Source organism: Enterobacter sp. NFIX58 (genome assembly GCF_900110475.1).
Taxonomy (GTDB): Bacteria; Pseudomonadota; Gammaproteobacteria; order Enterobacterales; family Enterobacteriaceae; genus Enterobacter; species Enterobacter quasiroggenkampii.
Genome location: NZ_FODW01000007.1, coordinates 117,323 through 144,051 on the forward strand (window position 1 = coordinate 117,323; position 26,729 = coordinate 144,051).

Here is a 26,729-nt window from a genome sequence, read left to right on the forward strand (position 1 = left end):
CACTCGTAGGGTATTGTTGTTATGCACTTTGATGGTTTCGGGTACGGTATTTGTCGATCAGCACCGCAATGATGATCACCGCCCCTTTGATCACCAGCTGCCAGAAGTAGGAGACGCCCATCAGCGTCATGCCGTTGTTGAGGGTGGCGATGATCAATGCGCCGACCAGCGTGCCGATGATCGTGCCGATCCCGCCGACAAAGCTGGTGCCGCCAAGGATCACTGCCGCAATTGCATCCAACTCGTAGCCTGTGCCGAGGTTGCCGTTAGCGCTGTACAGGCGTGAGGCGCTCATGACGCCGCCGAGGCCGGAGAGCAGGCCGCTCATGCCGTAGACAAACAGCAGCACCAGCCAGACCTTAATCCCCGTTAAGCGCGCCGCCTGCATGTTGCCGCCCACGGCGTAGATATGAACGCCAAGCGTGGTACGGCGCAGGATGAACCAGCACACCACAATGACCGCCAGGGCGATCACCACCAGCCAGGGAATTGGGCCGAGATAGTTATTGCCGATCCACTCGAAGTTGATGTTCGAGTTAATGACCGTCGTGCCGTCGGCCAGCAGGTACGCCGCGCCGCGCAGCGCCGTGTAGGTGCCGAGCGTGACGATAAAGGGCGGCAGCCCGGCAAAAGCCACCAGCGCGCCGTTAAACAGGCCCAGCACCATGCCGAGCATCAGCGCGGCGGGAATGGACAGCCCGGCGAATTCGGGAATGAGCGATACCACCATCGCGGCCACCGCCGTGGTGCCGAGAATCGACCCCACGGAGAGGTCAATCCCGCCGGTGAGGATAATGAAGGTCATTCCCGCCGCCAGCACGATGTTGATCGACGCCTGACGGGTAATGTTGAGCAGGTTGCTCTCGGTAAAGAAGTTCGGGGCAATAAAGCCAAATACCGCCACAATCAGGATAAGAATTGGCAAAATACCGACCGTTTGCATCAGATCGCTCATCAGCATTTTTTTGGCGGAGGCGGATTTCGCCACCTGCTGCGGATGGGTTGGAGTTGTCATGATTGCACCGCCTGATGATGAGTGTCGTTCACGCCGGTTGCCAGCGTCATAATGTTTTCCTGAGAGATGTCACGCCCGTGAAGCTCGCCCGCGATGCTGCCTTCGCGCATCACGTACACCCGGTCGCTCATCCCCACCACTTCCGGCAGCTCGCTGGAGATCATCAAAATCGCCACCCCTTTGCGCGCCATCTGGTTCATGATGCGGTAGATCTCGCTTTTCGCCCCGACGTCCACGCCACGCGTGGGTTCGTCCAGAATCAGAATGCGTGGGCCAATCGCGACCCAGCGGGAGATGAGCAGCTTCTGCTGGTTGCCGCCCGACAGCCCGCCCGCGCGCACCTGAGCATGCGGCACGCGGATGTTAAGCAGGGCGATGGCGTCATCGGAGATGGCCTGCGCTTTTTTGCGGTTTAACATGCCGAAGGTGGCGTCGCGCTCCAGCGTCGCCATGGTGATGTTCTCCTGCGCCGCCAGCTCCAGAAACAGTCCCTGCTCCTTGCGGTTCTCGGTGAGAAAACCGATGCCGTTTTCGATGGCCGCACGCGGGGAGTGGATCACCACCGGCTCGCCGTCGACCTCAATCATGCCGCCCGTGGCTTTGCGCACGCCGAAGATAAGCTGTGCCAGCTCGGAACGTCCGGCCCCGACTAGCCCCGCCAGCCCGACGATTTCGCCGGAACGCACCTGCAGGCTGCAGGGCTGTACTTTTTTACCGTCGGTGAGGTGATGCACGTTGAGGCGTGGGCTGCCGAGGGGGATATCACGCTCCTTGTTGAACAGGTCGCTTAACGGTCGTCCCACCATCATGCGCACCAGCTCGGAGGCGTTAAGCTTGTCGCGCGTCAGGCTGCCGACGTACTGCCCGTCGCGCAGAACGCTGACGCGGTCAGAGAGTTCATACACTTCCGCCATGCGGTGGCTGATATAAATGATCGCCATCCCTTCATCGCGCAGGCGTAAAATCAGTTCAAACAGGCGATGTGTTTCCCGCGAGGAGAGGGCGGCGGTGGGTTCATCCATCACCAGAATGCGGCTGTTGCGGTGCAGCGCGCGGGCAATTTCTACCTGCTGCTGTTCGGCGATGGTGAGCTTCATCACCAGATCGGTGGCGCTGAACTGTGCGCCGAGGCGGTCAATCACCGCCTGCGCCTGGGCAGCCATCTCTTTGCGCTGCACCATCCCGCCGCGCGACAGCTCGCTGCCGAGGAAGATATTTTCGGCTACGGTCAGATTAGGCGCGAGCTGCATCTCCTGATAAATCAGGGTGATGCCCGCGGCAAGCGCATCCTTCGGCCCTTTAATGTGAAACGGCTGACCGTCAATCAGGATCTCGCCGTGAGTGGCGGTATAGGCCCCCGCGAGGATTTTCATCAGCGTGCTTTTTCCCGCGCCGTTTTCGCCCATCAGCGCGTGGATCTCACCGGGAAAAACCGTCAAATCCACACCCTTGAGCGCGTGGAAACTGCCAAACGTTTTGGCAATGTTGCGCATCTCTAATACCGGGGTTCTGCTCATGGCGGATCTCCTGTGAATGCCGATTTCTGCACTTCATCACAGGTGCGTAAATGCAAAATGTCAGAAGCTGTTCATATTTGTCATAGTTATGAATAGCTAATGTGGATCACAGTTATTGAATTACCCTCACCCCGGCCCTCTCCCTGAAAGGGAGAGGGAGCAAATTATTCCCTCGCCCCTTTGGGGAGAGGGTTAGGGTGAGGGGACAACAAACCGCAAAGGAGCCTCAATCCATGCCATCACACCGCCCCCCGTTCTTCGCCAGCGCCCGCGGTCGCCTGCTGATTTTCAATCTGCTGGTGGTCGCCGTGACGCTGATGGTGAGCGGCGTGGCGGTGCTCGGCTTCCGTCACGCCAGTCAAATCCAGGAGCAGGTTCAGCAGCAAACGCTGGACGATATGACCGGCAGCATGAACCTGGCCCGCGATACCGCCAACGTGGCGACGGCGGCGGTGCGGCTCTCGCAGGTGGTGGGGGCACTCGAGTACAAAGGAGAAGCCGAGCGCCTGAAGCAGACGCAAATGGCCCTCCGCCATTCGCTGGAGCAGCTTGCGGAGGCGCCGCTGGCGCAGCAGGAGCCAGCTCTGGTGGCGCGTATTATTCAACGAAGCAATGAGTTACAGCAGAGCGTGACGGAGATGCTGGAGCGCGGACAGCGACGCCATCTGGAGCGTAATGCCCTGCTGAGCTCGCTATATCAAAGCCAGAGTTACCTGCGTCATCTGCAGGACATCAACCGCCGTTATGACAGTAACGTACCGGGTGCGCAGCAGCTGATGGAGATGGACCGGCTGATCGCCGCCGCCATCGATACCCCTTCGCCGCGCGCGACCATCCAGCAACTGGACGCGGTGGCCGCAACGTTGCCCCGAAATACCGTACAGCCGGTCGTAAAGGCGGTTCTGCCTGATTTTAATGCCGAGCTAGGTCAGCTCGCCCCGCTGTCGAAGCAGCTGGAGGAGAGCGATCTGGCGATAAGCTGGTATATGTTCCACATCAAGGCGCTGGTGGCGATCCTCAACAGCGACATCAATCAGTACGTGGAGCAGGTGGCGCAGGCATCCCGGCTTCGCACCGCCCAGAGCCATCACGAACTGCAATCCATCAGCGTATTTATCACCATTTTCGCCGTGCTGGCGCTGATCATCACCGGGTGTGCCTGCTGGTATATCTACCGCAATCTGGCCTCCAACCTGACGGCCATTTCCCGGGCGATGTCGCGTCTTGCTCACGGTGAACAGGATGTGTCCGTCCCCGCGCTGCAGCGGCGCGATGAGCTGGGTGAACTGGCGCGCGCGTTTAACGTTTTTGCCCGCAACACCGCCTCGCTTGAGCACACCACGCGCCTGCTGAAAGAAAAAACCACGCAGATGGAGATCGACCGCATTGAGCGTCAGGGGCTGGAAGAGGCGCTGCTGCACAGCCAGAAAATGAAGGCGGTCGGGCAGCTGACGGGCGGGCTGGCGCATGATTTTAATAACCTGCTGGCGGTGATCATCGGCAGTCTTGAGCTCACCGACCCCGAATCAAACGACGCGCCGCGCATCAGCCGGGCGCTGAAGGCGGCCGAGCGTGGCGCCTTACTGACCCAGCGCCTGCTGGCGTTTTCCCGCAAGCAATCCCTGACGCCGCATGCGGTAGAGATGCAGCCGCTGCTGGAGAACCTCCGGGAACTGCTGCGTCACTCCTTGCCCGCCACCCTGACCCTGGAAATTGAAGCGCAATCCCCGGCATGGCCCGCATGGATCGACGTCAGCCAGCTGGAAAACGCCATCATTAATCTGGTGATGAACGCGCGTGATGCGATGGAAGGGCAAAGCGGGGTGATTAAAATTCGCACCTGGAATCAGCGCGTTACCCGCAGCGACGGACGCAGGCAGGATATGGTGGCGCTGGAAGTCATTGACCGCGGCAGCGGCATGTCGCAGGAGGTCAAATCCCGGGTCTTTGAACCGTTCTTCACCACCAAACAGACCGGGAGCGGGAGCGGGTTAGGCCTGTCGATGGTGTACGGCTTTGTGCGCCAGTCCGGTGGTCGCGTGGAGATTGAAAGCGCGCCGGGACAGGGAACGACCGTGCGGCTTCACCTCCCGCGCTCGACGCAGCCCGCCGCTGCAGTTGATGAAGCGCTGTCAGCCACCGCCTCCGTCGAGAGCGAGCGCCTGGTGCTGGTGCTGGAGGATGAAGCGGATGTCCGTCAGACCCTGTGCGAGCAGTTGCACCAGCTTGGCTATCTGACGCTCGAAGCGGAAAACGGCGAGCAGGCGCTGAGCATGCTGGCGGCGTCGCCGGATATTGGCATGTTTATCAGCGACCTGATGTTGCCCGGAAGCCTGAGCGGGGCCGAGGTGATTAGCCATGTGCGCAGTCATTATCCGCAGCTTCCGGTGCTGCTGATCAGCGGCCAGGATTTACGGCCCTCGCATAATCCTCAGCTGCCGGACGTTCCGTTATTGCGTAAGCCATTTACGCGGGCGCAGCTGGCGCAGACTCTGCGGAAAATATGTTTTTAAATGCCCCTGTTTAGGATTTCATCAAGAGCATCGTTGACGCCGGTGATGTTAATCTGCGCAAAATTTAGCAGATTGGGATATAAAAGGAATTATGCCGGTACTCACAAAGGGGGACTCACAAATGATCGTGATGCCTACAACATACAGCCCGAGCACAATTGCCAGGTCGTTTAAACTCGTTGATGAGTTTGAGCTTTCCGGGCGAGTGCTACATGTTATTTTTGATAGCCAGACGCCAAGAGCTGCGATTATTGAAGCGGATATCGAAACCTTCGATGGGGTGCCCCGGCATCGGGTTGTTGCTGCCCTGGATTTACAACGTAAAACGCATTTGGGTGAAGATATCATTGCCGTCGAGCGCTGTTGGGAAGATGCCAATGTTATTCAGGTAGAAGGTATCTGTGTTGATCCCGCCGAGCGTGACAAGGGACTGGCAACTCGCCTGTATGAAGCCCTGGTATTACAGTGTGGCGTGACACTTGTCAGCGACTTTGAACAATATGAGGGTGGGAAGATGCTCTGGCAGAAAATTGCCCGTGAGTCTGACCAAATCGCTGTATTTGTTCTCGATACCGAGCAGGGCGCATTTTGGCCGTATGATGGTAGCAAGGTTATCTATGACGGAGGGTGTATCCCCGAAGATCGTATCTGGAGCCATTCGCCGGATCAAAAATGCTACGGCATCGTCCTGGTCGCAGAAAATAAACAGCGTGCGAATCAACTGATGGAAGTCCCAGGACACAACTGAATTTGAGATTCCTCCGCTACCCCCGTTTCCTGCTGTTCATTATCGTAAGGCCAGTTCACCTGCGAGTCTGGCCTTATGAAACGTTATTCAACTGCTCTGTTATTTGGTCTGCTGTCACTTACCAGCCAACTGGCTCATGCCGACATTGTTGATGATGCTATTGGCAACATTCAGCAGGCGATCAACGATGCCTACAACCCCAGCAGCAATGACGACGACGATCGTTATGACCGCAGCCGTCAAATCGACAGTCGACAGTACGACGATCGTCGTCGGCAGCTCGAAGACAGACGCCGCCGTTTAGACGAGCGCCAGCGCCAGCTGGATGACGACAGGCGTCGGTTAGAAGAGGATGAGCGCAGGTTAGAAGACGATTACGATCGAGGCTAAAGCCTGGTGGCGCTTCGCAGGCGCAGGCCTGCAAAAACCTGGACCGTAGGCCGGGTAAGGCGCAGCCGCCACCCGGCAAAACTCAGTCCAGTACCAGCACCATCCCGTCATACCCCGCTTCAATGCCGTCGGGCAGCGGGTTATCCATCATCCACACGTCAAACTGATGGCTGATATGCGTCAGGATCACCTGCGGGCAGCCAATCACCTCGTTTAGCGCCATCACGGTATTTAAGTCGCAATGGTTTCGCGGCGTCTCGTCGCGCGGTTCGTGGCTGCAGTCGATAATCATCGCCTGCGGCTGATTGTTGAGCAGGAACTTCACCGTTTTTTCCGGCAGTCCGGCGGTATCGGACAGCCAGGCCACGCGGCTGTGGGCCGATTCCAGCAAATACCCGAAGGTCAGTTTCGAATGGTTGAGCGGCAGCGGCGTGACCCGCAAACCCTGGAGCTCAAACATCACAAACGGTTCGACCGTGTGGCTGAAATCCAGAATCCCCGGATGTTTAAACAGGTCGTCGCATCCCGCTTCATCCGGCGGACCGTAAACGGGGATCGTCGCGCCCACGCCCCAACGCAGGGGGAAGAGCCCCTGGACGTGATCCATATGGTAATGGGTGAGCAAAAATTGCTGAAAGCTGCCTGCGGCCCAGTCGTCCATCAGGTGCGGAATACCGGCATCCAGCAGGGTCACCGCATCGTTGAATTTGACCACCGCGCTACAGGGACGACGGCGATAGTTATCCTGCAGGCGCGCCCGGCGACACGCCGCGCAGTCGCAGCCAAAGACCGGCACGAGTTGCGCGCTTCCGGTTCCTGTTAACGTGATTGTCAGACTCATAACGCACCTCTACAGCGGTTTGGTGAATCGGAAATGGCTCTGCGTATATCCTTCACGAACGTAAAAACGATGGGCGTCCACGCGCTTCACGCTGGTGGAGAGTTCGGTCAGCTCCGCGCCGGCCTCTCGTGCCACCCCTTCCGCCCAGGCCAGCAGCTGGCTGCCCACCTTTAATCCGCGCGCCTGCGGCATCACCACCAACTCCTGGATCTCGCCGATCCAGCGTGCATGGTGGAGGTGAAACTGCAGGTGCAGGCCGATCATGCCGATGACCTGCCCGTCCAGTTCGGCAAGCTGATAGCGCATATTGCGATCCTGCAGATTGGCAAGATAGCCCGCGTGAAACGCCTGGCGATCGAACTCGGCCTGCTTTAACTCGCAGATTAACGCGTAAACGATTTGCGCATCGTCGGCGGTGGCGGGACGAAGCGTGCAGTCAGGCATGCTGTTTCTCCTTCTGACGGATAAGCGATAAAAAGGTCTCGACTGACTGTAGCAAACTTCCGTCGTTATTGAGGACGTGGCAGTCGGACGGGGTATAGCGGGCCGCACGCTCCAGCCGCTGGTCGATCTCACGGGCGGATTCACGCCCCCGGCTCTGCAACCGGCTGCGCAGGACGTCCGGTGAAACCTGCAGGCAGACCGGCAGCAGGGCCGCTCCATAGCGGGCGCGCGCTTGCGAAAGATGCGCCCGTGAACCGTTGACCAGCACGTCGAACCCCGCATGCAGCCACAGATCGGTCTCGATACCGATCCCGTAGTAATAGCCGTTGGCGTGCCAGCTCAGCGCCAGCAGATTTTGCCCGGCACGGGTGAAAAACTCCTGCTCGCTCAGGGCGATATGGTTTTCACTCCCCGCATTCGCCGACCGGGTAATGTACCGGTGCGCCACCAGCAGTTGCGGATGCTCCTGCTGCCGTAAGGCGGACAGCAGGCTGTCCTTACCGGAGCCGGACGGCCCCATTAACCAGATAAGTCTTCCCATCAGAACACCCTCTTTCCCTGACGCCAGACGTGGTCGATATGGATGTGCTCGCCCCTGCGGTGGGCCAGCACCAGATCCGCCCGCTTGCCTTCGGCTATCTCGCCGCGATCCTGCAGGTTAAGCGCCGAAGCCGGGTTTTTCGTCACCAGGCGAATCGCCTGTGGTAGCGTAAAGCGGTTGCCCTCGTCGTCGGCCACCCGGAACGCCGCGTCGAGCAGGCTGGCGGGGTAATAGTCGGACGAGAGGATATCCAGCAGGCCGAGGGAAGCGAGCTTGCTTGCCGCGACGTTGCCGGAGTGTGAGCCGCCGCGCACGATGTTCGGTGCGCCCATCAGCACGTTCATCCCGTGCTTGCGGGAGGCTTCAGCCGCCTCGAACGTGGTGGGAAATTCGGCGATCACGCTGCCAAGCTGATGGGATTCGACCACGTGATCGTGTGTGGCGTCGTCATGGCTGGCCAGCGCGATATTTCGGTCCCGGCACATCGCCGCGATCCTGAGACGGTTAGGCTGCGACCACTGCGCCGCAAGCGCCAACTGCTCTTCTTCGTAACGGGCCATCTCCGCATCGCTGAGAGAATATTTGCCCTGATAGTATTCGCGATACTTTTCGATGTTGGCGAACTGACGCTGCCCCGGCGAGTGGTCCATCAGGGAGACCAGCGAGACTGGCTCGCGGCCGACCAGCTTTTCAAACAGCGGCAGGGTGGTGTGGTGCGGCAGCTCGCAGCGCAGGTGCAGGCGGTGCTCGGCGCGGTTGAGGCCGCGTTTTTGCGTCTCCTCCACGGCGTTGATCATCTTCTCCAGGTTCTCCAGACGGTCGCCGCCGTCGCGCACGTCACCGATGGCCACCGCGTCCAGTACGGTGGTGATGCCGCTGGCGACCATCAGCGCGTCGTGGCTGCTCATCGCTGAATGCGCGGGCCAGTCCACCTTCGGCCGTGGCGTGAAGAACTTGTCCAGATTATCGGTATGCAGTTCGATCAGCCCCGGCAGCAGCCAGCCGCCGTCGCCGTCCATCGCTTCGGGTGAGCGGCTCTGGGTTTCGGCAAACGCGCGGATTGTTCCGTCCTGGATCTCAATCGAGCCGCCAACCACCTCATTGTCCAGTACCAGCTTGACGTTATTGATAATCATGCGGGAGTCCCCATTGGGTGCAGCCGGTCCGCGACGCGGGTGCGAACGTTCTCGTCGTGGAAGATCCCGACGATCGCCGCCCCGCGCGCTTTGGCCTGTTCGATCAGTTCCACCACGGCGGCGCTGTTTTTGCTGTCGAGCGAGGCGGTGGGTTCATCCAGAAGTAAAATCGGGTAGTCGACGATAAAGCCGCGGGCGATATTGACGCGCTGCTGCTCGCCGCCGGAAAAGGTCGACGGGGCAAGGTGCCACAGGCGCTCGGGCACATTGAGGCGCGTCAGCAGGCTGGCGGCTTTGGCGGCGCAGGTTTCGCGCGGCACGCCGAGATCCAGCAGCGGCTGCATCACCACGTCGAGGGCGGAGATCCGCGGGATCACCCGCAGAAACTGGCTCACCCAGCCGATCGTGGTGCGGCGCACGTCCAGCACCTTACGCGCGGGGGCCTGTACCAGGTCGACCCATTCATCGCCGTGGCGAATATGAATATGGCCTTCGTCGGGCAAATAGTTGGCGTAGAGGGAGCGCAGCAGGGTCGATTTTCCGCTGCCGGAATGGCCGTGCAGCACCACGCATTCGCCGCGATTAACCTCCAGAGAGGCATTTTGCAGGACCGGCAGACGCACGCCGTTTTGCTGGTGGAGCACAAAGGTCTTACTTACGTTTTGTACGTGGATCATGTTGGCCTCGCGATTTGTTTTGCCGGGTGGCGGCTTCGCCTTACCCGGCCTACAAGGTGCGGTGTTCGTGTTGCCGGGTGGCGGCTACGCCTTACCCGGCCTACAGGTGCGCTATTCGTAGGCCGGGTAAGCGCAGCGCCACCCGGCAGCAGCAACCTCAGTTCTGCAACACGGACGACACCAGCAACTGGGTGTAGGGATGGTGGGGATCGTCGAGCACACGGTCGGTTAACCCACTTTCCACCACCCGACCCTGCTTCATCACCAGCAGGCGGTCCGCCAGCAGGCGCGCAACGCCCAGATCGTGGGTGACAATCACCACTGCCAGGTTCAGCTCTACCACCAGGCCGCGCAGCAGGTCGAGCAGACGAGCCTGCACCGAGACGTCCAGCCCGCCGGTGGGTTCATCCATAAACACCAGCTTCGGGTGCGTGACCAGGTTGCGGGCGATCTGCAGGCGCTGCTGCATGCCGCCGGAGAAGGTGGTGGGCAGATCGTCGATGCGTGACGCGGGAATTTCCACCTCCTCCAGCCAGCGCTGCGCCGTGGCGCGGATGTTGCCGTAGTGGCGCGCGCCGGTGGCCATCAGGCGTTCGCCGATGTTGCCCCCCGCCGAGACCTGACGGCGCAGGCCGTCCATCGGGTGCTGATGCACCACGCCCCACTCGGTGCGCAGCAGGCGGCGGCGCTCGGCCTCGCTCATGCCGTAGAGGGAGTGTCCCTGGTAGAGTATCTCGCCGTGTTGCGGCGTCAGGCGCGCGGAGATGGATTTCAGCAGAGTGGTTTTGCCGGAACCGGACTCGCCGACAATCCCCAGCACTTCACCCGGCCACAGCTCGAACGACACGTCGCTAAAGCCTTTGCCCGGCGCATACAGGTGGGTCAGGTTGTTAACCGAAAGCAGCGGTTTCATTGGCCGTTCGCCTCGCTCTGTTGGCGGCAGAAATCGGTGTCGGAGCAGACAAACATCCGTTTGCCCGTGTCATCCAGCACCACTTCATCCAGATAGCTGTGTTTGGAACCGCAGATGGCGCACGGCTCGTCCCACTCCTGCACCGTAAACGGGTGATCGTCGAAATCCAGGCTTTCGACACGCGTGTAGGGCGGGACGGCGTAGATGCGTTTTTCACGTCCGGCACCGAACAGCTGCAGGGCGGGCATCATGTCCATCTTCGGGTTATCAAATTTCGGGATCGGCGACGGGTCCATGACGTAGCGCCCGTTGACCTTCACCGGGTAGGCGTAGGTAGTGGCGATATGGCCGAAGCGGGCGATATCCTCATACAGCTTCACCTGCATGACCCCGTACTCTTCCAGGGCGTGCATGATGCGGGTTTCGGTTTCGCGTGGCTCGATAAAGCGCAGCGGCTCCGGGATCGGCACCTGGAAAATCAAAATCTGATCTTCCGTCAGCGGGGTTTCGGGGATGCGGTGACGGGTCTGGATCAGCGTCGCGTCTTCGGTTTTTTCCGTGGTCGCGACGCCCGTTACCCGCTGGAAGAAGTTGCGGATCGACACGGCGTTGGTGGTGTCGTCCGCGCCCTGGTCGATGACCTTCAGCACGTCCGCCTCGCCGATCACGCTGGCGGTAATCTGGATGCCGCCCGTCCCCCAGCCGTAGGGCATCGGCATTTCGCGGCCGCCGAACGGCACCTGATAGCCCGGGATCGCCACCGCTTTAAGTATCGCTCGGCGGATCATGCGTTTGGTTTGCTCATCCAGATAGGCAAAGTTGTAGCCGCTTAAGTTAGCCATGTTTGCGCTCCCGTTGCAGGCGTTTCAGCAGTTCCAGTTCGGCCTGGAAATCGACGTAGTGCGGCAGCTTGAGGTGCGAGACGAAGCCCGCGGCCTCGACGTTATCCGCGTGGGCCAGGACGAACTCTTCGTCCTGTGCCGGGCCCGCGATGTGTTCGCCGTAGTCCGGCGCCTGCAGGGCGCGGTCGACCAGCGCCATGGCCATCGCCTTGCGCTCGCCAAGGCCAAACACCAGCCCGTAGCCGCGGGTAAAGTGCGGGTCTTCATTTTCGGGCGCGACAAAACCGTTCACCATTTCGCATTCTGTCATCAGCAGTTCGCCGACGTTCACCGCAAATCCCAGCTCTTCCGGCACGATTTCAACGTCGATGTAGCCGCTGCGAATTTCGGCGGCAAACGGATGGTTACGCCCGTAGCCTCGCTGGGTGGAGTAGGCCAGCGCCAGCAGATAGCCTTCGTCGCCGCGCATCAGCTGCTGCAGGCGGGACGAGCGTGAACACGGGTAGACCGGCGGCGTGCGGGTGATGTCATCCGGCTGCGCGCCGGAATCCGCTTCCGCCTTCGCCAGGCCCTGTTTCGCCAGCAGGCTGAAGACGTGCGGAGACGGTTCCTGTTCGGCGTCAGAGGTGCTGAGCGGCGACGTCTCGCCGTTCGCCAGCAGGGTAAAATCCAGCAGGCGATGGGTGTAGTCACAGGTAGGGCCAAGCAGCTGGCCGCCGGGGATGTCTTTATAAACGGCAGAAATGCGGCGCTCCAGGCGCATCTCTGCCGTATTCACCGGCTCGCTGACCGCCAGTTTCGCCAGCGTGGTGCGGTAGGCGCGCAGCAGGAAGATCGCTTCCACGTTATCACCGCTGGCCTGCTTCAGGGCCAGCGCCGCCAGTTCTCGGTCGGCGATGCCGCCCTCGGTCATTACCCGGTCTACGGCGAGGTTTAGCTGCTGCTCGATTTGGGCGACGCTCAGCTCGGGCAGCTGTTCATCGCCCCGTCGTCTGTGCGCCTGCAGCGCATGGGCGGCGGCGATGGCCTTCTCGCCCCCTTTGACGGCAACGTACATCAGCACACCTCCACGTGGGTGGTCCGCGGGATGGCCAGCAGGCGTTCGCCGCAGGTCAGGATCAGGTCAATGCCCAGAGGGAACGGGTGCGGGCGCTCGGTCAGCTCGTGAATGATGCACTCTGGCAGCTGCGGCGCGACCATGCGTTCGTCGGCGATGCCTGCGCCGGTCAGGCGCAGCATGCGGCCGCCGCTCAGGCTGGCGACCTGCAAAATCAGCGTGGCGCTGGTTTCCGGGGCGACGGCGGTGCCTTCGCTCAGGGCATTCAGCTGTTCATGGCTGATTTGTTCGTCGGCCACGGCAAAGATCGCCTGCCGGGGCTGATCGACCAGCGGAGCGCCGGTGTGAAAACGCAGGTTCTGGCTGGCGATGTCGTTCGACAGGGCGCCCGAAAGCCATACCGGGGTATCGTTGTCGGCCAGGGTTAGCAGCACGCTGGTTGTCGCCAGGTTCAGCGGCAGCCAGCCCTGGGAGAGCTGGTGCAGCGAGACGATCACGCCCGGCTCGCTCATCGCCTTCAGCAGACGACGAAAACTGTGTTGGGCATCCTGGATGGCCAGGGTAAAAGCAGGTTGAAGCGTCATGCGTTGTCTCCGCGAACGAGCGTAAAGAAGTCGACCCGGCTGGTATTCACTTCGGCCTGACGCGCGGCAAGACGTGCGGCGCGGTCGGCCTCCAGCGGGGAAATAAGGGTTTCCATCAGCGTCTGGAAATGCGGTGGTTCCTGTAAAAGCGCGTCGATGACCGCGCAGCGCTCGGCGTGGGCTTTATCACGCCCCAGCACGTAGCTGTAGCCCAGCGTGCCGCTGTGCAGGCGGATCGCTGCGCGGGTGAGGGTGGCATCCCCGGCGAAAAAGCGCTCGCCGGTGCCGCCCATGCGCGCCTGGATCTGCACAAGGCCGATCTCCGGCGCGCGGAGGATGTCGTACCCGGGAGCCAGGCTAAGGGCGTTCATGCGGGCAGACAGCGCAGCTGGCTGGCTGTGGGCCAGCACGCGCATCCAGCGCTGTCGGGTGGCGGTGTCGAAGTGCATTCAGTGCTCCATGGTGAATTCGATCATGTCGGCGCGGGTCAGGCTGACGGAATATTCCGTCGCGTCGATCTCGCCGTCACGGTGGTTGAGGGTGCGCACGCAGAGCAGCGGGGCCATATTGGGGATTTCGAGCACTTTGCTCTCTTTCGCCTGCGCGCGGCGGGCGCTGATACGCGTCTGGGTGCGTTTCAGCGCAATGCCTGTCGCATTCTGGAGAAAATCATGTAGCGAACCGCTGGAGAAATTCTGCAGCACTGGCCAGAGGGTGAGATCCGCGAAGTAGTGGTCTATCTGGCACACCGCGACGCCGTTGACCCGGCGCAGGGTGCGCAGGTGGATGACGTTGTCGCCCTCCTGAATACCCAGCGCGTCCGCCACGTGGCTGGAGGCCGGGCGTAAGACAGAGAGCAGCTTTTCGCTGGTCGGGTGGCTGCCCTGATCCAGCAGGTTCTGGCTAAAGCGCGCCTGGGCGTTAAGCGGGTAGTCGAACGGGCGCATCAGCACCAGCACGCCCACGCCCTGACGGCGCTGGACCCAGCCGCGCTCGACCAGCTGGTCAATGGCACGGCGCAGGGTGTGTCGGTTCACTTCATAGCGGTCGGCAAGCTGCTGCTCGGCAGGAAGGTAGTCTCCGCAGCGGTAGTGCGTGCGCAGCTCCACTTCGAGCTTCGCCGCAATCTCTTGCCAGCGGGTAGGGTAACTGGTCGGATGTCTGGATAAGTGCATAGAAAACAAAGCCTCGCTTCTCAGATGAAGTGCTTACGCAAACGTTGAGAGAGGAAATCCAGCAGGCTGACGGTGATGATGATAAGCACCATCAGGGCACAGGTTTGCTGGAACTGGAAACCGCGAATCGCTTCCCACAGGGTGACGCCAATCCCGCCTGCGCCCACCATGCCGACGACGGTGGCGGAGCGGACGTTGGACTCAAAGCGGTACAGGGAGTAGGAGATCAGCAGCGGCATCACCTGTGGCAGAACGCCGTAGAGGATCTCTTCGATTTTGTTGGCGCCGGTCGCGCGAATGCCTTCCACCGGACCGGGCTCAATGGCTTCGACCGCCTCGGAGAGCAGCTTGGAGAGCACGCCGGTAGTGTGGATGAACAGTGCCATGACGCCCGCAAACGGACCCAGGCCGACGGCGACCACGAACAGCATCGCAAAGACCATTTCGTTGATCGCTCGACAGGCGTCCATCAGGCGGCGCATGGGCTGGTATACCCACCACGGCACGATGTTTTCGGCGCTCATCAGGCCAAACGGAACAGAGAGAATAACGGCCAGCGCGGTGCCCCAGACGGCGATTTGCAGGGTGACCGCCATTTCGCTGAGGTAGTCCTGCCACTGGCTGAAGTCCGGCGGGAAGAAGTCGGCGGCGAAGGTCGCCATGTTGCCCGCGTCTTTGAAGAGCAGCAGCGGATCCATTTCCGCGCCCTTCCAGGAGATAACCAGCACCGCCAGCAGGATGGCCCAGCTTATGAGCGAGAACCAGCTGCGCTTTGGCGGTGGGAGGGTGATGGTTTGCATGTATTACTCCGCAGGTCTTTGTGTGCCGGATGGCGCTACGCTTATCCGGCCTACGATCCAAAATGTAGGCCCGGTAAGCGCAGCGCCACCGGGCGAAAAGCGTTACTGCACCGCTTTATTCACGCTCGTCATCGCGCCGAGCGCGGCGGTCAGGCGGTCGAGGTCTTCAAGCTGGGCCTGAATCGCGGCCACTTTGCTGGTCTTCTCCTCGTCCTTCAGGCCTTTGTTGTCCTTCACGCCCTGCATCTCTTTAAACAGCGCCAGCTGGCGAATCGGGACCAGCTGCAGGTCGCTTGACGGGCGGAACGGTGCCCAGCCCAGACGTTCGAGGACCGCTTTCTCTTCCGGCGTTTTGCCATAGGTCATAAAGAAGTCGTACACCTTGTCCTTGGTGCTTTCGGACAGGTTTTTACGCCACACGATCGGGTCGCCGGGGATCAGCGGTGATTTCCAGATAACCTTGATCTCTTTCAGCTTGTCCGGGGCGGAGGTCTTCAGCTTGTCGAGGTTCTCGGTGTTGTTGGTGGCAACATCCACCTGCTTGTTGGCCACGGCCAGAGCGTTGGTTTCATGGCTGGCGTTCACCGTGCGCTTGAAGTCGCTGGCGGAGGCGTTGTTTTTGGCGAAGACGTAGTAGCCAGGGACAAGGTAGCCGGAGGTAGAGTTCGGATCGCCGTTGCCGAAGGTCAGCTCTTTGCGTTTGGCGAGCATGTCATTGAGGTTGTTGATTGGGCTGTCTTTGTTGACGATCAGCACGCTCCAGTAGCCCGGGGAGCCATCTGCCGCGACGGTCTGGGCAAAGACCTGGCCGTTCGCGCGGTCCACCGCTTCCATGGCGGAGAGGTTGCCGTACCAGGCGATGTCTACTTTATTAAAGCGCATCCCCTGGATGATGCCCGCGTAGTCCGGGGCGAAGAAGGCGTTCACTTTGATCCCCAGTTTGGTTTCCATATCTTTCAGGAACGGTTCCCACTGAGGTTTCAGGTTTTGCTGTGATTCCGTCGAAATAATGCCGAAGTTCAGCGCTTTTTCCTGCTCTTGTGCATACGCCGGGCTTAACAGGGTGCTGAGGCTGAACATGCTGGTAAAGGCCAGCGCGGCAACGGCTTTGTAGCTCATGTACTTTCCTCGGATCGGGTTTAATTAAGCAGCCTGCGCGTTCTCTTCGACGCGGTTAATGCTGCGGTAGAGATGGTCAAAACGTTCGTTATCAAACTGATGGCTCGCGCCATCAAAGAACACGTGTCCCTGACGCAGGGCGACGATGCGTTCGCAATAGCGCAGGGCGTAATCCACCTGATGCAGCGTGACCACCACGGTAATGCCGTCGTTCTGGTTAATGTCGCGCAGGGTTTCCATCACGATGCGGGCGGACTCCGGGTCCAGCGAGGCAATGGGTTCGTCAGCGAGAATGATTTGCGCTTTCTGCATCAGCGCGCGCGCAATCGCCACGCGCTGCTGTTGTCCGCCGGACAGGGTGGAGACGCGCTGGTGGGCGAAGTGCGTCATCCCGACGCGGGTCAGCGCCTGTAAGGCTTCCTGCTTCTGGGAAGGGGTGAACCAGCGCAGACAGGTGCGCCAGAACGGGGTGCTGCCGAGCGCGCCAATCAGCACGTTCTCCAGCACCGTCAGGCGGTTTACCAGGTTGAACTGCTGGAAGATGTAGCCCGTCTGGGCACGGCTCTTGCGGATATCGCTCGCCAGACGCCCCGCGCGCTGCACGGTATTACCCAGCAGCTCGACGTGGCTTTCCGGCGTTTTATCGCCGGTGATAAGCCCGCTCAAATGGCGCAGAAGGGTGGATTTACCCGAGCCGGAAGGCCCGAGAAGCGCCACCATGTCGCTCTGCCGGACGGTCAGATCAACGGCATGCAGAGCCTTGTTGTGATTGAAGGTCTTGCTCAGTTTCTCGACGCGGATGACAGTTTGCATGTGCTGGGCCTCACGATAAATGTGGCCTCATGCTGGCGCATCAATGTGACATTTGGGTTAAGTGCAGGTTGCGGTAGTTTGAAGAGTTGAGCGGAGTTTGATGACAATCACCGTAGGCCCGGTCAGCGCAGCGCCACCGGCGCTGTGGGCGGATGCGCTGCGCGTGTCCTGCCTACGACGTTTGTTGCTTGACGACGTTAATCATCCACGGCACGCCGTATTTGTCGGTGACTTTACCGAAACCGTGCGCCCAGAAGGTCTCCTGCCAGGCCATTTCGATATTCCCGCCATCGGCAAGGTTGTCGAACCAGCGCTTGCCTTCATTGACGTCCTGGGTGTCGAGCACCAGCGTAAAGCCCGCGTACTGCGCGTTGCTGCCAGGCGGCATCCCGTCGCTCATCATGATATCGCTGCCCGCAATGCGGACGTTGGAGTGGGCGATAGCCGAATCCGCAAATTGCATACCGGACGGACAGCCTTCATCGCTGTTATCGCTTTTTGGCATTTCGCCGAAGGTAATTTTATAGAGAAGCTCTGCGCCGACGGCTTGCTGGTAGAAGGCGGTGGCCTCAGCGCAGTTGCCAGCGAAAGAGATGTAGGGACTTAACGGCATAATCTTTACCTCACGTAAGAAAAGCCCATTAAGTGTAGTTCCCGAAAGCCCGGCAAGCGAAGCGCCACCGGGCGGGTAAATCAGTTCTTTTTCACGAACTCAGATTTCAGTTTCATCGGACCGAAGCCGTCAATTTTGCAGTCAATATTATGATCGCCTTCAACCAGACGGATATTCTTCACTTTGGTGCCGATTTTCAGCATGGAAGAACTGCCTTTCACCTTCAGGTCCTTAACGACGGTAACGCTGTCACCGTCCGCCAGCAGATTGCCGTTCGCATCTTTCACGATGAGCGTATCAGCATCCTGAGCCGGCTCGGCATCATTCCATTCATGAGCGCATTCCGGGCAGATGAACATGCCATTATCTTCATAGGTGTATTCAGAATTGCATTTTGGGCAGTGTGGAAGTGACATATCGGTATCCTCAAAAGTGTAAACGCGCTGGAAAGTGCCAGCAAAATGACGGCAGGGTGCCGAAAAAGGCGGCAAGTATAGCGCAAATCCACACCGTTGTCGGTGATATTGTGAATTAAAAAAGGCAAAAAGCGTATCGGGAGTGACACGTTCTGTCAGTCAGTTAAGCGATGCTTACGCCCATTAACACGGTGGGAAGAAATGACGATAAATATATCGAATATTTTATTGCAGCAAATTGCTACGCTCTGCCATTTCGGATAAGGTGAAGCGACACATTGTTATTTATCGCCGGACTTCACTGCCCTACATATCTTATGGCAGTGGCGCATTACCTCTCTTTTTAGGTGGATAAATAATGATGATATATCCTGAAGTTTCTTAAAAATGGGCTACGCTTTTTTCTTTTGGCTAACGGGCCAGGAGAGAAGCTATACACGCCATGCAAGGATAGTGAATTATTTCTGATTATCTTCAATCAGTTATATTTCGGCGAACATGTTTTCCACACGTGATCATATAAGCCTGAACGACATAATTAAAACAAGTGGCTTAATAAAAGTAATAAATTTGCGTTAAGGAAAGGCTTTTATCATGCACACACAGACCATTTTTGAATTAAGCCAGGAAGCGGAGCGTTTGTTACAGCTTGCCCTGCAAAATCTTGATACGTTGAAATCAATGCCGACTGCAATGCTGGAGAGCACTGCGGCTGCTATTACTGGCGAAACGAACAACGTTTTACCTTTGCATTTTAGCGCGCGCGGCGTCGACGCGCAGCAGGCGATGCTGAATAATGAATTACGGAAAATAACCCGGCTGGAAATGGTCCTGGCCATTGTGGGCACCATGAAAGCGGGAAAATCGACCACTATTAATGCGATTGTGGGTACCGAAGTGCTGCCGAACCGCAATCGTCCGATGACGGCGCTGCCGACGCTGATCCGCCACACGCCGGGCCAGAAGGAGCCGGTGCTGCATTTCTCTCATGCCTCCCCGATTGATGAATTGATCCAACTGCTTCAGAAACAGCTATGCGATTACGATCGCGGGAAGCTGGCCCAGCGTCTGGAAATTGATAAAGACATGAATACGCTGCTGGAGCGCATTGAAAAAGGGGAAGCGTTTGAGAAGCATCATCTGGGCGCGCAGCCGATATTTCATTGTCTGAAAAGCCTCAATGACCTGGTGAGACTTTCCCAGGCGCTGGGCGTGGCGTTTCCGTTCTCGGAATATGCGGCTATCGAACATATCCCGGTCATTGAAGTGGAGTTCGTGCATCTTGCGGGCCTGGATGCCCACCTCGGGCAACTGACGCTGCTCGACACGCCCGGGCCGAACGAGGCCGGACAGCCGCATCTGCAAAAAATGCTCAGCGAGCAACTCTCCCGCGCATCGGCGGTGCTGGCCGTGATGGATTATACCCAGCTTAAATCCATCTCTGATGAAGAAGTCCGCCAGGCCATTTCCGCGGCGGGAAAATCGGTGCCGCTGTATGCGCTGGTGAATAAATTCGATCAGAAAGATCGCAATAGCGACGATGAAGAACAAATCCGGGCGATGATCTCCGGCACCTTAATGAAAGGCAATATTTCGCCTGGGCAGATTTATCCCGTGTCGTCCATGTGGGCGTATCTGGCGAACCGCGCGCGCTACGAGTTGAGTACGCACGGACAACTGCCGGATCATCAGGAGCAACCCTGGGTGCAGGATTTTGCCGAAGCGGCACTCGGACGTCGCTGGCGTATGGCGGACCTGGACGATATCGACCATATCCGACATTCTGCAGATCTGCTCTGGGAAGATTCGCTCTTCGAGCAACCGATACGTAAGCTGATTTACGCCGCCTATGCCAATGCCTCGCTATACGCGCTGCGTTCGGCCTCTCATAAGCTGCTCAACTACGCGCAAAATGCCCGCGAGTATCTCGATTTCCGCTATCAGGGGCTGACGGTGGCCTTTGAGGCGCTGGAGTTGAATATTGCACGTCTGGAAGAGGACATGGCGCTTTTGCAGACGCGTCAGTGCGTGGTGAGCGATGAGGTGAAACACGAGGTTGAGGAAGCGCTGAGCGCTACCGCGGACTTTATCGGGTCCCAAAAAACCGCGCTACACCATGAGATTGAGCAGGTGTTCAGCACGCACCCGATTCTTGATTTGCCAGGCACCGACCGGCCGAACCTTCGCGGTGAGGTGCTGAAGCAGCTGGTTCTGGACGATGAAAGGCAGGCGCAGATTGCGCTGAGTAAATTACGCGCCTCCTGCGAGCAGGTGATGCTGGATGCCCAGACGAAGATCGGCCGGGAGCTGGCGTTACGCTTCGATCAGCTGGAGTCCACGCTGGCGCGCTCTCTGAACGAAGCCATGCGTCCCATCGAAACGCGTATTAAAGAGCATCTGAGCCATGCGGGTTTTCGGGCGCGGATCAGCTTCCCGGCGTTTCAGGCAAGCCAGCTTAACTTCAATACGCGGGCGCTGTTCAACGATGCGATTGCGCAGGACGACAGCCAGACCGTCCCTCCCTCCGGCGGGAGCAGCATGCGTGAAACGGTCTCTCGTTGGCTCAATAATCCGGGCTGGGGCTGGGACGAGTATGTGGAAACGCGCACGCGGTATGTTATCGACATTGCGCAGCTAAATGACAAATTTAAGCAACATATTGATCAGTTTTGTGAACAAATACGTAAAGCTTTGTCCGCGCAGGTCGATGTCTCTGTTACGGCAGGAATGGCGACGTTCTTTGCAGAATTTTCGTTGTGCCTGACCGGGTTACAGGAAAGCTTGCGTGATAGCCTCGCAGTGCGTCAGCAAAATGAGCACTCAACCCGAGCGCTCTGCCAGTTGTTGAAGCAAAGCATCACTACTGCGACGTGGATACAGGAAGATACCCGACTGTTACGCGATGATATTCAAACCCTATTCGCGGCAGAGCAACCATGACAACACCACTACTGGACGGCCCCGGGCGAACGCTGGAGTGTATTAATCCAAAATTTATGGTCGATCTGGTGCAGGGGGGAGACGCAGCGCGTCATCCTCGCCTGGGACCACAGCAGCTGCAGTTTCGTGAGCGTTTGACGCAGGAAATCATGACGCATACCCGTCTACGCCCCTGGGCAATGGCGGGGATGCTCAATGAAAATGCGGGGCTGCGTCTGGGTCTGGCGGAAAAACTGGCCAGCATGCTTGATCCGGGTCATCTCGCGCTGACGCTGATGGCAGAGAAGCTGATTGCGCTGCGTCAGCAGACTCACCCGCGCACCCTGCAGTCCCCCGGACTGACACAGCAGTACGCCGATCTCGTGTCTCATTTTACCCAACGCGCAGCCTATAAGGAAAAGGCGCTGACCCAGCGCGGCCTGACGGTGCAGGCGGGTGAGCACAGCGAGCAAATTTTTACCCGCTGGCGGGCCGGGCATTATGATGGCTGGTCGCTGGCCGGGCGCTGTTTTATCGTCCTGGAGGAGCTGCGCTGGGGGGCATTTGGCGACGCATGCCGTCTCGCGAACGAAGATGTGGCGGCAATGCTTAAGGATAACCTGCGCAGCATGGCGGCTAACTATCTGGCGCAGGGCATCAATGCCTCCCCCACGACCCGCCATTTTTATCACCAGTGGCTGACAACGCCGGCTTCGCCGGGATTGATCGATCATAAAGACATGCTGGGCTGGCTGGGGGACTGGTGTCAGGCGGATAAGCATCCGGTGAGCTGGTCAGTGACGCAAAACTGGCAGACCGTCGCGCTGGGAATGCCGAGGCTCTGTTCGGCAAAACGGCTGGTGGACGGGATGGTGGAAGAGATTTTTGGGTGAATCCCTTCTTCCCCTCGCCTTGATCCTCTCCCCGGGGGGAGAGGGAATGGTTTGGTGCGGCGCGTTAATGATTCATTTCAATTGGTTTCGGTTCAGGCTGGGTCTCTTGCATATTCCCGTAGCGTTTCGCATACAGCGCCGTGACGATCGGCACCAGAATCGCGGTGACAATCACGCTGGCCGCAACCAGCGCCGTCGCGGAAGCGGCCACCGGTTCGAAGGCCGGGTTAATCTGGGCAATAATCACCGGGTTGGCGACGGCAGCGCCTGCGGCTGAAGAGGCGGCGACGCCCGCTGTGCCATTTCCTCCCCCGATCGCGCGGTCGGCAATGATTAGCGGGATACCGGTAATGATAATTACGGCGACACCCAGCACAATACCCAGTAGGCCAGTATCAAGGATAACCTTCAGATTGATGGTGTTCCCCAGCGCGAAGCCGAAGAATGGGATCAGCACCGGCGTGGCTTTGCTGAAGAAATCACGCAGATCGTGATCGAGATTGCCAAGGGCAAAGCCGATCAGGAAGGGCAGGATCGCGCCGACAAAGTGGTGGGGTTCAAAAGAGGCCAGGCCAGCAGACCCCAGGATCAGCATCGTCATCAGCGGGCCAGACTCCAGAGACATCAACACAAATGCGCCGGACTCTTCTTTTGTCCCGTACTGATTCATCAGGCTGGCGTACAATCCGCCGTTAGTCATATCCATCGCTGAGACAATCGCCAGCACCGATAATCCCGCGAAGAACCCGGTCTGAATTCCAGTCTCCGGGATGAACATCGCGCATATCATCGCTACTGCCCAGGCTACCGCTATTTTGGTTATTACCAGCGTACCGGATTTCCGTAATACGGTACCCGTCGCCCGTAAATTAATGGATGCACCGATACAAAAAAACCAGACGGCAAGAATCGGAACCGTGCCCGTTATCATGCCTTTTGTGAAACCGCCAAAATAAGCCCCGGTATCAGGGGCAAGGGTATTCAGGATGGCGCCCAGTACCAGCGGAACCAGCATCATACCGCCGGGTATGCGTTCTATCGTGGCTTTAATCTTCATAGACAATCCTCACATCTGACCCCGCCTGACGGGCGATCGGTGCTAAATTTTAGTCAATAAATTCAATTGATTGGCGTTTGTGCTTGAGGGGCATTTCTCGATAACCCTGCAAGGAAAATAAATGAGTGCTCTCGATTGACCTCATTGGAAAACACATGAAACGTTGTATTCGGATTTATCATGCGATCAATGGAATATTGATTCAATGAAAATAAAACATCGTTTTAGTTATCTTTGTCACATATTCAATGTAAAAACATCGATGGCTTCCTGACGATGAAAATTTATGTAAATTGGATGTGAGAAAACGTGGTTTGTTTTTTTGTTGAGAAAGAACTCATGATGTGTGTGAAGGGGCTCTAAAGGCGGGGATGAGAAAGTGCTTATTTGCACTCATTGACAAATCCGGGAACGAGTTGACCTGACGCTGAAATATGTGTGAAGTTGATCACAAATATAAACGCTGGTAGGGTAAAAAGGTCATTAACTGCCCAGGCAGGCGTCAACAGGTTCGGTTGTATCGACGTAAAACGTCAATGTAAGTAAACCTGCTACGCTTGAATAAGGCGATTCGCATGGAGCGGATCCCATGGTTCACAGAACGTAAACTGGACTGTGAAACAGACAGGGCCGAGTCAACGAGGATAGCTATGCTGAGAAGGAAAAAGATTAAACCCATCACGCTTCGCGACGTCACCATTATTGATGACGCAAAACTGCGTAAAGCGATTACCGCAGCCTCGCTCGGTAATGCGATGGAATGGTTCGATTTTGGTGTCTACGGCTTTGTGGCCTATGCGTTAGGTAAAGTGTTTTTCCCCGGGGCCGATCCCAGCCTGCAGATGATTGCCGCACTGGGTACGTTCTCCGTCCCCTTCCTGATTCGCCCGCTGGGTGGTCTGTTCTTCGGTATGCTCGGTGATAAATATGGTCGTCAGAAGATCCTGGCTATCACCATCGTCATTATGTCGATCAGTACATTCTGTATCGGTCTTATCCCGTCTTACGCCACCATCGGCATTTGGGCACCGATTCTGCTGCTGATCTGTAAGATGGCACAGGGCTTCTCCGTGGGTGGTGAATATACCGGCGCCTCGATCTTTGTTGCCGAGTATTCCCCCGACCGTAAGCGCGGCTTTATGGGAAGCTGGCTGGACTTCGGCTCCATTGCCGGGTTCGTTCTGGGCGCAGGCGTGGTGGTGCTGATTTCAACCGTAGTAGGGGAAGCGAACTTCCTCGACTGGGGCTGGCGTATCCCGTTCTTCCTGGCACTGCCGCTGGGGATCATTGGTCTCTACCTGCGTCATGCGCTTGAAGAGACGCCTGCGTTCCAGCAGCACGTCGATAAGCTGGAACAGGGTGACCGTGAAGGGCTGCAGGATGGTCCGAAGGTATCGTTCAAAGAGATTGCCACTAAGCACTGGCGCAGCCTGCTGACCTGTATTGGTCTGGTGATTTCGACCAACGTGACCTACTACATGCTGCTGACCTACATGCCGAGCTATCTGTCGCATAACCTGCACTACTCGGAAGATCACGGTGTGCTGATTATTATCGCCATTATGGTCGGTATGCTGTTTGTGCAGCCGATTATGGGCCTGTTGAGTGACCGTTTTGGCCGTCGACCGTTCATTATTCTGGGAAGCGTTGCGCTGTTTGCGCTGGCAATCCCGGCATTTATTCTGATTAACAGCGATGTGCTGGGGCTGATTTTTGCCGGTCTGCTGATGCTGGCGGTGATCCTTAACTGCTTTATCGGGGTGATGGCCTCAACGCTGCCCGCAATGTTCCCGACCCACATTCGCTACAGCGCGCTGGCCGCGGCCTTTAACATCTCGGTACTGATTGCCGGTCTGACCCCGACGCTTGCCGCCTCGCTGGTGGAGAGCACGCAGAACCTGATGATGCCTGCTTATTACCTGATGGTGATCGCGGTGATTGGTTTGATTACCGGTATTACCATGAAGGAGACGGCGAATCGTCCTCTGAAAGGCGCCACGCCTGCGGCATCGGATATTCAGGAAGCGAAAGAGATCCTGCGTGAGCACTACGATAATGTAGAGCAGAAGATTGAGGATATTGACGCCGAGATTGAAGAGCTGCAGAAAAAACGCTCCCGACTGGTGGATCAGCATCCACGCATCAACGAGTAATAAAGAAACCCGCCAACGGCGGGTTTTCTTTTATTAGCATCCGGCGGCGATGTAGTCGCCATTGGCACTGATGGGGATCACCGTCAGGAACAGCACCGTCGCGAACAGGATCAGGACTATCCCTCCGGCTATTTTGACTGCCGGCACCAGCCATCTTAATGAGGCGCTTTCTCCGAACCAGGTCACCGTACGTTCGCGGGCGTACCGTACAGCCAGGGAAAGCCCCACAATAGAGAGCGCGGTTCCCAGAGACATGGTCATGACTGCGGCCACTCCCCAGGTAATGATGCCCAGCGCGTTCGAAAACATCAGAATCATGATCGCCCCGCTGCACGGGCGTGCCCCAATTGCCAGAATCACGCCCAGACGGGTTTTCCAGTCGCCCTGCGTCAGGTCTGTACCTACGCCGTGATGGCCGCAGCCACAGTGTTCGTCGTGCTGATGAAGCGGCTTAATGGCAAAGACAGACATCCTGCGCGGGCGCAGACTCCTCAGCGCCTGGTAAATGACAAATGCGCCGAATGCGCCAATAAGCACTGCGCTGATCTTCTCCACGTACCAGCGGCTGGTACTGATATCCCCTGAAGCGAGGTTGAACCCTACCGCCAGAATAAAGACAAACAGAATGGCGCTGACGCCCTGCATCAGGCTACCCAGGAAGGGGACGACCCGGGCGGCCAGCTCACTTTCCTTATTGGTGGTCAGATAGGTCGTCACAATGAATTTTCCGTGCCCGGGTCCGATGGCGTGAAGGACACCATAAAGGAAAGCCCCCGTTAACAGCCATAACCCACCGCTGTACTGGTGGTTATTCAGCTGCAGCAGGTACATCACCAGATAACGGTGCAGGGTAATTTGCGTGGCAAGACACCACTGGATAAAGGCGTTCCAGTGCGTATGCAGGGTAAAACCGGCAAAGAGAATTGCCAGCAGCATCAACCCAGCGGTAGGGAGACGCCAGTCACGGGTGAGGCGTTGTGTGGTCATGAAGCGGCCTGCACAGAGGAGAGTATTTGCCGCTAGTATAGTTGATCTTCCCGCTCAATTCGTGGGATCGCGTCCGGATCCGTGCAAGATTGTGGATAACTTTGTGCATAAAAGGGTATAAGGCGGGGTTTTGCTGGGGAATGCAGCAGTCAGTCATTTTTTTGCAACTTTTCGGTTGCGGTCGTTCGGGAACTCCCTATAATGCGCCTCCATCGACACGGCGGATGTGAATCACTTCACACAACAAGCGGTTCGGTTGAAGAGAAAAAATCCTGAAATAACGGGTTGACTCTGAAAGAGGAAAGCGTAATATACGCCACCTCGCAACGGTGAGCAAAAGCCGCGTTGCACTGCTCTTTAACAATTTATCAGACAATCTGTGTGGGCACTCAAAGTGACATGGATTCTTAATGTCTTCGGACAATAAATGAATACCAAGTCTCTGAGTGAACATGCGTAATTCATTACGAAGTTTAATTCACGAGCATCAAACTTAAATTGAAGAGTTTGATCATGGCTCAGATTGAACGCTGGCGGCAGGCCTAACACATGCAAGTCGAGCGGTA

The 26,729-nt window shown here is 58.0% G+C and carries 26 protein-coding genes and 1 rRNA gene; 7 read left to right on the forward strand and 20 right to left on the reverse strand.

What is annotated here, in order from left to right; translation table 11 throughout:
- Positions 1–19 precede the first annotated feature (19 nt).
- Positions 20–1,015: an ABC transporter permease subunit gene (locus BMW97_RS21335; protein ID WP_045909189.1), complete on the reverse strand. Its 996-nt coding sequence runs from the start codon at positions 1,013–1,015 to the stop codon at positions 20–22.
- On the reverse strand, positions 1,012–2,532 hold the full coding sequence (locus BMW97_RS21340; RefSeq protein WP_039266969.1) for a sugar ABC transporter ATP-binding protein: 1,521 nt from the start codon (positions 2,530–2,532) through the stop codon (positions 1,012–1,014). The genes BMW97_RS21335 and BMW97_RS21340 overlap by 4 nt, the downstream gene beginning before the upstream one ends.
- Before the next feature lie 233 nt (positions 2,533–2,765).
- Here BMW97_RS21340 and BMW97_RS21345 point away from each other — a divergent pair, with 233 nt between their 5' ends.
- The 3 genes from BMW97_RS21345 (at position 2,766) to yjdP (ending at position 6,183) form a co-directional block, all read left to right on the forward strand.
- Positions 2,766–5,045: a hybrid sensor histidine kinase/response regulator gene (locus tag BMW97_RS21345; protein WP_045909190.1), complete on the forward strand. Its 2,280-nt coding sequence runs from the start codon at positions 2,766–2,768 to the stop codon at positions 5,043–5,045.
- Positions 5,046–5,166: 121 nt separating this feature from the next.
- Positions 5,167–5,793, forward strand: a complete 627-nt coding sequence (locus BMW97_RS21350) for a GNAT family N-acetyltransferase (RefSeq protein WP_008500049.1) — start codon at positions 5,167–5,169, stop codon at positions 5,791–5,793.
- A gap of 75 nt (positions 5,794–5,868) precedes the next feature.
- Complete coding sequence (gene yjdP / locus BMW97_RS21355) at positions 5,869–6,183, forward strand: DDRRRQL repeat protein YjdP (protein ID WP_090393122.1); 315 nt, start codon at positions 5,869–5,871, stop codon at positions 6,181–6,183.
- A gap of 82 nt (positions 6,184–6,265) precedes the next feature.
- On the opposite strand, the gene phnP is transcribed toward yjdP, so the two are convergent.
- The 16 genes from phnP to BMW97_RS21435 form a co-directional block, all read right to left on the reverse strand.
- Positions 6,266–7,024, reverse strand: a complete 759-nt coding sequence (gene phnP, locus BMW97_RS21360; RefSeq protein WP_045909192.1) for a phosphonate metabolism protein PhnP — start codon at positions 7,022–7,024, stop codon at positions 6,266–6,268.
- Between the two features lie 9 nt (positions 7,025–7,033).
- The gene (gene phnO / locus BMW97_RS21365; RefSeq protein WP_045909193.1) at positions 7,034–7,468 is read right to left on the reverse strand and encodes an aminoalkylphosphonate N-acetyltransferase; all 435 of its coding nucleotides are present in this window, start codon (positions 7,466–7,468) and stop codon (positions 7,034–7,036) included.
- The gene (phnN, locus tag BMW97_RS21370) at positions 7,461–8,012 is read right to left on the reverse strand and encodes a ribose 1,5-bisphosphokinase (RefSeq protein ID WP_090393124.1); all 552 of its coding nucleotides are present in this window, start codon (positions 8,010–8,012) and stop codon (positions 7,461–7,463) included. Before phnN ends, phnO begins: the two co-directional genes overlap by 8 nt.
- A complete protein-coding gene (gene phnM / locus BMW97_RS21375; RefSeq protein ID WP_045909195.1) occupies positions 8,009–9,145 on the reverse strand; it encodes an alpha-D-ribose 1-methylphosphonate 5-triphosphate diphosphatase in 1,137 nt (378 codons plus the stop codon). Before phnM ends, phnN begins: the two co-directional genes overlap by 4 nt.
- Entirely contained in the window at positions 9,142–9,822 is a 681-nt protein-coding gene (gene phnL / locus BMW97_RS21380) for a phosphonate C-P lyase system protein PhnL (protein ID WP_045909196.1), read from the reverse strand. The genes phnM and phnL overlap by 4 nt, the downstream gene beginning before the upstream one ends.
- Before the next feature lie 157 nt (positions 9,823–9,979).
- Complete coding sequence (gene phnK / locus BMW97_RS21385) at positions 9,980–10,735, reverse strand: phosphonate C-P lyase system protein PhnK (RefSeq protein WP_045909197.1); 756 nt, start codon at positions 10,733–10,735, stop codon at positions 9,980–9,982.
- Positions 10,732–11,577, reverse strand: a complete 846-nt coding sequence (locus BMW97_RS21390; RefSeq protein ID WP_045909198.1) for an alpha-D-ribose 1-methylphosphonate 5-phosphate C-P-lyase PhnJ — start codon at positions 11,575–11,577, stop codon at positions 10,732–10,734. The genes phnK and BMW97_RS21390 overlap by 4 nt, the downstream gene beginning before the upstream one ends.
- Positions 11,570–12,634, reverse strand: a complete 1,065-nt coding sequence (locus tag BMW97_RS21395; RefSeq protein ID WP_045909199.1) for a carbon-phosphorus lyase complex subunit — start codon at positions 12,632–12,634, stop codon at positions 11,570–11,572. The genes BMW97_RS21390 and BMW97_RS21395 overlap by 8 nt, the downstream gene beginning before the upstream one ends.
- Complete coding sequence (phnH, locus tag BMW97_RS21400; protein WP_045909200.1) at positions 12,634–13,218, reverse strand: phosphonate C-P lyase system protein PhnH; 585 nt, start codon at positions 13,216–13,218, stop codon at positions 12,634–12,636. The genes BMW97_RS21395 and phnH overlap by 1 nt, the downstream gene beginning before the upstream one ends.
- Positions 13,215–13,667 (reverse strand): phosphonate C-P lyase system protein PhnG, encoded by a 453-nt coding sequence (gene phnG, locus BMW97_RS21405; RefSeq protein ID WP_045909201.1) that lies wholly within the window; start codon positions 13,665–13,667, stop codon positions 13,215–13,217. The genes phnH and phnG overlap by 4 nt, the downstream gene beginning before the upstream one ends.
- Positions 13,668–14,393: a phosphonate metabolism transcriptional regulator PhnF gene (phnF, locus tag BMW97_RS21410; RefSeq protein ID WP_023326523.1), complete on the reverse strand. Its 726-nt coding sequence runs from the start codon at positions 14,391–14,393 to the stop codon at positions 13,668–13,670. It lies immediately after the preceding gene.
- A gap of 20 nt (positions 14,394–14,413) precedes the next feature.
- Positions 14,414–15,193: a phosphonate ABC transporter, permease protein PhnE gene (phnE, locus tag BMW97_RS21415; protein WP_045909202.1), complete on the reverse strand. Its 780-nt coding sequence runs from the start codon at positions 15,191–15,193 to the stop codon at positions 14,414–14,416.
- A 102-nt stretch (positions 15,194–15,295) separates the two neighbouring features.
- Positions 15,296–16,312 (reverse strand): phosphonate ABC transporter substrate-binding protein, encoded by a 1,017-nt coding sequence (phnD, locus tag BMW97_RS21420; RefSeq protein WP_024906756.1) that lies wholly within the window; start codon positions 16,310–16,312, stop codon positions 15,296–15,298.
- Between the two features lie 24 nt (positions 16,313–16,336).
- Complete coding sequence (phnC, locus tag BMW97_RS21425) at positions 16,337–17,125, reverse strand: phosphonate ABC transporter ATP-binding protein (protein WP_045909203.1); 789 nt, start codon at positions 17,123–17,125, stop codon at positions 16,337–16,339.
- Between the two features lie 172 nt (positions 17,126–17,297).
- A complete protein-coding gene (gene yjdN, locus BMW97_RS21430) occupies positions 17,298–17,738 on the reverse strand; it encodes a VOC family metalloprotein YjdN (RefSeq protein WP_045909204.1) in 441 nt (146 codons plus the stop codon).
- 80 nt (positions 17,739–17,818) lie between these two features.
- Entirely contained in the window at positions 17,819–18,154 is a 336-nt protein-coding gene (locus BMW97_RS21435; protein WP_045909205.1) for a zinc ribbon domain-containing protein YjdM, read from the reverse strand.
- Between the two features lie 594 nt (positions 18,155–18,748).
- Here BMW97_RS21435 and crfC point away from each other — a divergent pair.
- The gene (gene crfC, locus BMW97_RS21440; RefSeq protein WP_045909206.1) at positions 18,749–21,094 is read left to right on the forward strand and encodes a clamp-binding protein CrfC; all 2,346 of its coding nucleotides are present in this window, start codon (positions 18,749–18,751) and stop codon (positions 21,092–21,094) included.
- Positions 21,091–21,966 (forward strand): diguanylate cyclase regulator RdcB family protein, encoded by an 876-nt coding sequence (locus BMW97_RS21445; protein ID WP_045909207.1) that lies wholly within the window; start codon positions 21,091–21,093, stop codon positions 21,964–21,966. The genes crfC and BMW97_RS21445 overlap by 4 nt, the downstream gene beginning before the upstream one ends.
- Positions 21,967–22,030: 64 nt before the next feature.
- Here the strand turns inward: BMW97_RS21445 and kdgT are convergent, their stop codons facing one another.
- Entirely contained in the window at positions 22,031–23,023 is a 993-nt protein-coding gene (kdgT, locus tag BMW97_RS21450; protein ID WP_045909208.1) for a 2-keto-3-deoxygluconate transporter, read from the reverse strand.
- Positions 23,024–23,673: 650 nt separating this feature from the next.
- Between kdgT and proP the strand changes: the two genes are divergently transcribed.
- The gene (gene proP, locus BMW97_RS21455) at positions 23,674–25,176 is read left to right on the forward strand and encodes a glycine betaine/L-proline transporter ProP (RefSeq protein ID WP_024906762.1); all 1,503 of its coding nucleotides are present in this window, start codon (positions 23,674–23,676) and stop codon (positions 25,174–25,176) included.
- 33 nt (positions 25,177–25,209) lie between these two features.
- On the opposite strand, the gene BMW97_RS21460 is transcribed toward proP, so the two are convergent.
- Positions 25,210–26,163, reverse strand: a complete 954-nt coding sequence (locus BMW97_RS21460) for a nickel/cobalt transporter (RefSeq protein ID WP_045909209.1) — start codon at positions 26,161–26,163, stop codon at positions 25,210–25,212.
- 495 nt (positions 26,164–26,658) lie between these two features.
- Between BMW97_RS21460 and BMW97_RS21470 the strand changes: the two genes are divergently transcribed.
- Positions 26,659–26,729, forward strand: a 16S ribosomal RNA gene (locus BMW97_RS21470); the annotation flags it as partial.

What these genes read in the sequence shown, in the direction of transcription:
- BMW97_RS21335 (WP_045909189.1), bottom strand. Translation starts at nt 1,015, where the DNA reads ATGACAACTCCAACCCATCCGCAGCAGGTGGCGAAATCCGCCTCCGCC.
- BMW97_RS21340 (WP_039266969.1), bottom strand. Translation starts at nt 2,532, where the DNA reads ATGAGCAGAACCCCGGTATTAGAGATGCGCAACATTGCCAAAACGTTT.
- BMW97_RS21345 (WP_045909190.1), top strand. Translation starts at nt 2,766, where the DNA reads ATGCCATCACACCGCCCCCCGTTCTTCGCCAGCGCCCGCGGTCGCCTG.
- BMW97_RS21350 (WP_008500049.1), top strand. Translation starts at nt 5,167, where the DNA reads ATGATCGTGATGCCTACAACATACAGCCCGAGCACAATTGCCAGGTCG.
- yjdP (WP_090393122.1), top strand. Translation starts at nt 5,869, where the DNA reads ATGAAACGTTATTCAACTGCTCTGTTATTTGGTCTGCTGTCACTTACC.
- phnP (WP_045909192.1), bottom strand. Translation starts at nt 7,024, where the DNA reads ATGAGTCTGACAATCACGTTAACAGGAACCGGAAGCGCGCAACTCGTG.
- phnO (WP_045909193.1), bottom strand. Translation starts at nt 7,468, where the DNA reads ATGCCTGACTGCACGCTTCGTCCCGCCACCGCCGACGATGCGCAAATC.
- phnM (WP_045909195.1), bottom strand. Translation starts at nt 9,145, where the DNA reads ATGATTATCAATAACGTCAAGCTGGTACTGGACAATGAGGTGGTTGGC.
- phnL (WP_045909196.1), bottom strand. Translation starts at nt 9,822, where the DNA reads ATGATCCACGTACAAAACGTAAGTAAGACCTTTGTGCTCCACCAGCAA.
- phnK (WP_045909197.1), bottom strand. Translation starts at nt 10,735, where the DNA reads ATGAAACCGCTGCTTTCGGTTAACAACCTGACCCACCTGTATGCGCCG.
- BMW97_RS21390 (WP_045909198.1), bottom strand. Translation starts at nt 11,577, where the DNA reads ATGGCTAACTTAAGCGGCTACAACTTTGCCTATCTGGATGAGCAAACC.
- BMW97_RS21395 (WP_045909199.1), bottom strand. Translation starts at nt 12,634, where the DNA reads ATGTACGTTGCCGTCAAAGGGGGCGAGAAGGCCATCGCCGCCGCCCAT.
- phnH (WP_045909200.1), bottom strand. Translation starts at nt 13,218, where the DNA reads ATGACGCTTCAACCTGCTTTTACCCTGGCCATCCAGGATGCCCAACAC.
- phnG (WP_045909201.1), bottom strand. Translation starts at nt 13,667, where the DNA reads ATGCACTTCGACACCGCCACCCGACAGCGCTGGATGCGCGTGCTGGCC.
- phnF (WP_023326523.1), bottom strand. Translation starts at nt 14,393, where the DNA reads ATGCACTTATCCAGACATCCGACCAGTTACCCTACCCGCTGGCAAGAG.
- phnE (WP_045909202.1), bottom strand. Translation starts at nt 15,193, where the DNA reads ATGCAAACCATCACCCTCCCACCGCCAAAGCGCAGCTGGTTCTCGCTC.
- phnD (WP_024906756.1), bottom strand. Translation starts at nt 16,312, where the DNA reads ATGAGCTACAAAGCCGTTGCCGCGCTGGCCTTTACCAGCATGTTCAGC.
- phnC (WP_045909203.1), bottom strand. Translation starts at nt 17,125, where the DNA reads ATGCAAACTGTCATCCGCGTCGAGAAACTGAGCAAGACCTTCAATCAC.
- yjdN (WP_045909204.1), bottom strand. Translation starts at nt 17,738, where the DNA reads ATGCCGTTAAGTCCCTACATCTCTTTCGCTGGCAACTGCGCTGAGGCC.
- BMW97_RS21435 (WP_045909205.1), bottom strand. Translation starts at nt 18,154, where the DNA reads ATGTCACTTCCACACTGCCCAAAATGCAATTCTGAATACACCTATGAA.
- crfC (WP_045909206.1), top strand. Translation starts at nt 18,749, where the DNA reads ATGCACACACAGACCATTTTTGAATTAAGCCAGGAAGCGGAGCGTTTG.
- BMW97_RS21445 (WP_045909207.1), top strand. Translation starts at nt 21,091, where the DNA reads ATGACAACACCACTACTGGACGGCCCCGGGCGAACGCTGGAGTGTATT.
- kdgT (WP_045909208.1), bottom strand. Translation starts at nt 23,023, where the DNA reads ATGAAGATTAAAGCCACGATAGAACGCATACCCGGCGGTATGATGCTG.
- proP (WP_024906762.1), top strand. Translation starts at nt 23,674, where the DNA reads ATGCTGAGAAGGAAAAAGATTAAACCCATCACGCTTCGCGACGTCACC.
- BMW97_RS21460 (WP_045909209.1), bottom strand. Translation starts at nt 26,163, where the DNA reads ATGACCACACAACGCCTCACCCGTGACTGGCGTCTCCCTACCGCTGGG.